Genomic DNA, 294 nt, shown 5'->3' with positions numbered 1-294 from the left:
TAGTCGAAGTACAGATCTCAAGACAGGTGTTGGGGGTGTGGAGGGAGGAGCGTTATGGGTGGGGGATTTGTTGGGTAGGGGGGAAGCTTGTGTTGAAGGGGGAGTATGGATGGAGGGTATGGAGAAGAAGGGAGAGGAGAATGAACGGGAGCACCGAATATTGGTGCGTGGGTGGTTTTTGTCTGAGGGGGAAAGAGGTGAGTATGATGGCAGATGTGTTATTGGGTTAATGGAGAGGAAGGAGAGTTTGGTGTTGAGGGAAGAAAGTGTGGAGGAATTGTATGGGGAAAAATA

The 294-nt window shown here is 50.0% G+C and carries 1 protein-coding gene; it reads left to right on the top strand.

From position 1 onward, the window contains the following. Window positions 1-109: 109 nt before the first annotated feature. A partial coding sequence (locus FS628_RS32195) for a hypothetical protein (protein ID WP_222125327.1) occupies window positions 110-294 on the top strand: 185 nt, incomplete at its 3' end.

It is taken from the genome of Paenibacillus xylanexedens (assembly GCF_007676705.1).
GTDB lineage: Bacteria > Bacillota > Bacilli > Paenibacillales > Paenibacillaceae > Paenibacillus > Paenibacillus xylanexedens_C.
Note: the sequence above shows the minus strand (reverse complement) of the source record. Positions and strands in the feature narration are given on the sequence as shown.